The sequence below is a fragment of the Agromyces binzhouensis genome (genome assembly GCF_004135055.1).
Classification (GTDB): domain Bacteria; phylum Actinomycetota; class Actinomycetes; order Actinomycetales; family Microbacteriaceae; genus Agromyces; species Agromyces binzhouensis.
Genome location: NZ_SDPL01000273.1, coordinates 1 through 4284, shown reverse-complemented (window position 1 = coordinate 4284; position 4284 = coordinate 1). Strand labels below are relative to the sequence as shown.

Annotated in this window: 7 protein-coding genes; 3 read left to right on the top strand and 4 right to left on the bottom strand. The window is 73.5% G+C overall.

The window, feature by feature from the left end:
• Positions 1-446: serine hydrolase domain-containing protein (locus tag ESO86_RS12370; protein ID WP_165307757.1), on the top strand; the 446-nt coding region annotated here is incomplete at its 5' end.
• A gap of 34 nt (positions 447-480) precedes the next feature.
• Here ESO86_RS12370 and trhO read toward each other — a convergent pair.
• Positions 481-1380 carry an oxygen-dependent tRNA uridine(34) hydroxylase TrhO gene (gene trhO / locus ESO86_RS12365; protein ID WP_129235301.1) on the bottom strand — a complete coding sequence of 300 codons (900 nt, stop codon included), beginning with the start codon at positions 1378-1380 and terminating at the stop codon, positions 481-483.
• A 134-nt stretch (positions 1381-1514) separates the two neighbouring features.
• Between trhO and ESO86_RS12360 the strand changes: the two genes are divergently transcribed.
• A complete protein-coding gene (locus ESO86_RS12360) occupies positions 1515-2051 on the top strand; it encodes a YbhB/YbcL family Raf kinase inhibitor-like protein (protein WP_129235300.1) in 537 nt (178 codons plus the stop codon).
• Positions 2052-2074: 23 nt separating this feature from the next.
• Here the strand turns inward: ESO86_RS12360 and ESO86_RS12355 are convergent, their stop codons facing one another.
• Genes ESO86_RS12355 through ESO86_RS12345 form a run of 3 tightly spaced genes read right to left on the bottom strand, consistent with a single transcriptional unit; the run spans position 2075 to position 3392 of the window.
• Positions 2075-2296, bottom strand: coding sequence for a PLD nuclease N-terminal domain-containing protein (locus ESO86_RS12355; protein ID WP_129235299.1), 222 nt, complete (start codon positions 2294-2296; stop codon positions 2075-2077).
• A gap of 44 nt (positions 2297-2340) precedes the next feature.
• On the bottom strand, positions 2341-2979 hold the full coding sequence (locus tag ESO86_RS12350; RefSeq protein WP_129235298.1) for a LysE family translocator: 639 nt from the start codon (positions 2977-2979) through the stop codon (positions 2341-2343).
• Positions 2980-3008: 29 nt separating this feature from the next.
• On the bottom strand, positions 3009-3392 hold the full coding sequence (locus ESO86_RS12345; protein WP_129235297.1) for a VOC family protein: 384 nt from the start codon (positions 3390-3392) through the stop codon (positions 3009-3011).
• Between the two features lie 56 nt (positions 3393-3448).
• Between ESO86_RS12345 and ESO86_RS12340 the strand changes: the two genes are divergently transcribed.
• Positions 3449-4284 (top strand): enoyl-CoA hydratase/isomerase family protein (locus ESO86_RS12340; RefSeq protein ID WP_165307755.1); only part of this gene is annotated, 836 nt, incomplete at its 3' end.

The following is a 4284-nucleotide window of genomic DNA, read 5'->3' as shown; positions in this document are numbered from 1 at the left end:
GGGCCGACGTCCCCGCCGACGAGCGCGGCATCTCACCCGCGCACGCGGGCGGGTACACCGCGCGGGGCGACCCGGCGCAGCCGTGGACGGGTGCCGGCTGGGGCCCCACGTTCGGCCTGCACGCCACCCTGCCGGACCTCATCGCCCTCGCCGGCGCGGTCCTGGACGGGCCCTTCGCCGACAGCCCGGCGCTCGAGCCCGCATCCGACGGCCCGAACTCGCAGCAGCACATGGGCTACCTCTGGTTCCTCGCCCGCGACGGCGACCGCACGCTGACGGGGACCCGCGCGATCACGAGCGGCTTCGCCGCCGCCCTCTTCGTCGATCGCGCGGCCGGGCGGGCCGTCATCGTGCTGTCGAACGAGGCCGAGCACGTCGATCGCTTCGCGGTGTCGCTGCTCGACGGCGTCTCGGGTGCGGGAGGCTGGCGCGCGGGCGACCCCTGACGCTGAGCCGCTCCCACCGTGCGGGCTCGCCGGGTCAGGCGACGGATGCCGCGTGCTCGGCGCACTGCGCCGGCGTGCACGCCTCGCAGCGCACGAGCTGCGCCCGGCACGAGGCATCCGTGCAGTTCACGGTGCGGTTCGTCGCCGCGCCGCAGCCCTCGCAGACACCCACGACCGCCGCGTGGTCGCTGAAGTCCACCGAGCCGCGCCCGTCGAACACGTACAGCGAGCCCTCCCAGAGGCCGTCGTCGCCGAAGCGCTCGCCGTACCGGACGATGCCGCCCTCGAGCTGGTAGACCTCGCCGAACCCGCGATTCGCCATGAGGCTCGACAGCACCTCGCAGCGGATCCCGCCGGTGCAGTAGGTCACGACCGGTCGCCCCTTCAGGTGGTCGTAGGCGCCCGAGTCGAGCAGCCCGACGAAGTCGCGCGTGGTCTCCGTCGGCGGCACGATCGCATCGCGGAACCGGCCGATCGCGGCCTCGACCGCGTTGCGCCCGTCGAAGAAGACGACCTCGTCCCCGCGCTCCGCGACGAGCTCGTGCAGGGCGTCGGGGGAGAGTCGCGCGCCGCCGCCGACCACGCCCGAATCGTCCACGCGGAGTTCTCCCGGCGCGCCGAACGAGACGATCTCGTCGCGCACCTTGACGCTGAGCCTCGGGAAGTCGACGCTCCGCCCGCCGTCGTCGAGCCCGGTGCCCTCGCTCCACTTCACGTCGAGCCCGCGGAACCCGCCGTACTCCTTCGCCTTCCGCACGTAGCGCTTCAGCGCGCCCATCTCGCCGCCGAGCGTGCCGTTCACGCCGTCCTTCGACACCAGCACGCGACCGCGCAGCCCGAGGGACTCGGCGAGGTCGCGCTGCCAGAGCCGGATCGCGTCGGGGTCGGCGAGCGGCGTGAAGGCGTAGAACAGGATGATCTTGGCGAGCGGCACCCCGAGATCCTAGGCGCGATGGCTGGGCGGATGCCACGACGCGGCGTGTGCTCGGGAGGCGGCATCCGCTCGGACGTACCCTGACCTCGACCGCCGACCGGGCCGTCGGCCCGGGGCTGCCGAGGAGGACGACGATGCTCGACGTGGACCCCTACGACGCGTTGCAGAAGCTCCGACCCGTGGGCGCGTTCACCGTGACGAGCACCGACTTCGTCGACGGCGGACCGCTCGCCCGGCCGCAGTGGAGCCACGCCGCGGGCGGAGTCGACCGCTCGCCGCAGCTGTCGTGGAGCGGGTTCCCCGAGCGCACCCGGGGATTCGCGGTGACCTGCCTCGACGTCGACGCCCCGAGCGGTTCCGGCTGGTGGCACTGGGCGGTGCTGAACCTGCCGCTCGAGACCACGAGCCTCGAGGCGGGCGTCGGAGCACCCGGCGGACCGCCGCTGCCCGACGGCGCGATGGTGCTCGCCAACGAGGACGGCGTGCACGGCTTCGGCGGCGCGGCGCCGCCGCGCGGCACGGGCGAGCACCGCTACGTGTTCGTCGTGCACGCGCTCGACGTCCCGAGCCTCGAGCTCGATCCCGCGTCGACGCCCGCGGTCCTCGGCATCCGCTGCTTCTCGCACGCGCTCGCGCGCGGCATCCTCACCGGCACCGTCAACCGCGACTGAGGCGGCCCCGCCGGCTCACCCGATCAGTCGACCCGTCGCCCGAACAGGAAGTACGAGATCGGGCCGATGAAGTTCACGGCGATCACGATCGCCCACACCCACTTGCGCCCGTTCACGTCCTTCGCGTCGCGCCTCGCCAGGTCGGTCCACGCGGCCGACGCCAGCGCGAGCTGGATCACGCCCGTGACGATCCCCCTGACCTGCTGCCCTCGAGTGAGGTCGCCCCACTGCTTCGCCTTCGCCATGGCTCCTCCGTTCCTCGGGTGCCGGCCCCTGCGTGCCGGTCGCTCTAGTGCTCGTTCCCCGACAGCGCGAGCACGCCGCCCAGGCCGATCATCATGACGCCGCCGGTCGCGGCCAGGTGCGACGCCCGCCGCGGCGAACGTGCGAACCAGTCCCGCGCCGTCCCGGCCGCGAGCGCCCAGACCGAGTCGCACGCGAGCGCGAGCACCACGAACGCGGTGCCGAGCATCGCCATCTGCATGGGGATGGCGCCGGCGTGGAAGTCGACGAACTGCGGCAGCACGGCGACGAAGAACGCGATCGTCTTCGGGTTCGTGACGCCCACCACGACGCCCTCGCCGAGGAGGCGCCACGGGGAGCGCGCCGCGACCTGGCGGGTCACGGCGTCCGCGGCATCCGCACGATGCCGGATCGCCTGCACGCCGAGGTAGACGAGGTACAGCGCACCGCCCAACTTGATGGCCGTGAACAGCGCGACCGACTGGGCGACCACCGTGCCGACACCGAGCGCGACGGCTGCGACGAGCGGCAGCATGCCGACGGCGTTGCCGACGACGCTCAGCAGCCCGCCCATGCGCCCGAGCGCGAGCGACCGGCCGATGACGAACAGCACGCTCGGCCCCGGGATGACGATGAGCACGACCGAGGCCAGCACGAACGCCCAGAGGTTGGATGCGGGGACCACGTCGGGATCCTACGCCTGCCCGGTTCGGGCTACTCCTCGTCGGGCTGCGGCGCGATCGGCTGGCCCAGCCGGACGCGCGTGCCGAACGGGTCGGACACGAGCGAGACGCGCTCGCCCCACTCGCTGTCCTCGGGTTCCTCGACGACGAGGAACCCGGCCTCCGCGAGCGAGGTCGTGACCGCGTCGACGTCGTCGACGTAGAACCAGAGCAGGATGCCGGCGCCCTCGCCGGCCGTCGCACCGTCGGCGCGGCCCAGGCCGAGCTGCGACGACCCCGTCTGCAGGGTCGCGAACAGCGGCTCGCCCTCGGGCGGATACCGATACGTCACGGTGGCCCCGAGCCCGTCGCGGTAGAACCGCATCGCGGCCTCCATGTCGGGCACCTCGACGATCGGGTACGCGGATTCGATCATGGTCCCTCCCGCGCCCGACGCTACGCCGCGTGCGGGGATGCCGCTACCGTTGCACCGTGAGCGAGCACATCTCCGCCAGCGTCGCCGACGGCGTCGGCCACCTCACGCTCGAACGGCCGCAGGCCCTGAACGCCCTGAGCTACGAGATGATCCGTGCGCTCGCCGCCGTCTTCGACGCGTGGCGCCACGACCCCGAGGTCTCGATGGTCGTGCTCGACGGCGCCGGCGAACGCGGGTTCTGCGCGGGCGGCGACGTCCGCGAGCTCTACATGTACGCCACGGGCGGCCACGTCGCCGAGGCCCTGCGATTCTTCCGCGACGAGTACCGGCTGAACGCGGCGATCGCGCGGTACCCGAAGCCCGTCGTCGCGATCATGGACGGCATCACGATGGGCGGGGGCATCGGCCTCGCGGGGCACGCCTCGATCCGGATCGTCACCGAGCGCTCGCGCGTCGCGATGCCCGAGACCCGGATCGGCTTCACGCCCGACGTGGGCGGCACGTGGCTGCTCGGGCGCGCCCCCGGCGAGCTCGGCACGCACCTCGCGCTGAACTCGCGCACCATGGACGCGGCCGACGCCATGCACGCCGGCTTCGCCGACGCGTTCGTGCCGAGCGCGAGCATCCCGCACCTGCTGCAGGCGCTCGAGGAGCGCGCCGACCCGGGCACGCCCTCCGAGATCGTCATGCTCTTCGACGAGACGCCGGGGCCGTCCGCGCTCGCCGCGGCCCGTCCGTGGGTCGACGCCTGCTTCTCGGCCCCGACCGTGCACGGCATCATCGACCGACTGCGCGCGTTCGCAGAGGGGCGAGCGGATGCCGCGGGGGCGACGCCGGGGTCGGCGGCGGGATCGCCGGACGAAGCCGGGGAGCCGCGGCATCCGTCGGCCCA

Excerpts from the sequence above, each read along its gene's own strand:
- ESO86_RS12355 (WP_129235299.1), bottom strand. The coding sequence starts at position 2,296 with ATGGCGAAGGCGAAGCAGTGGGGCGACCTCACTCGAGGGCAGCAGGTC.
- ESO86_RS12345 (WP_129235297.1), bottom strand. The coding sequence starts at position 3,392 with ATGATCGAATCCGCGTACCCGATCGTCGAGGTGCCCGACATGGAGGCC.
- ESO86_RS12360 (WP_129235300.1), top strand. The coding sequence starts at position 1,515 with ATGCTCGACGTGGACCCCTACGACGCGTTGCAGAAGCTCCGACCCGTG.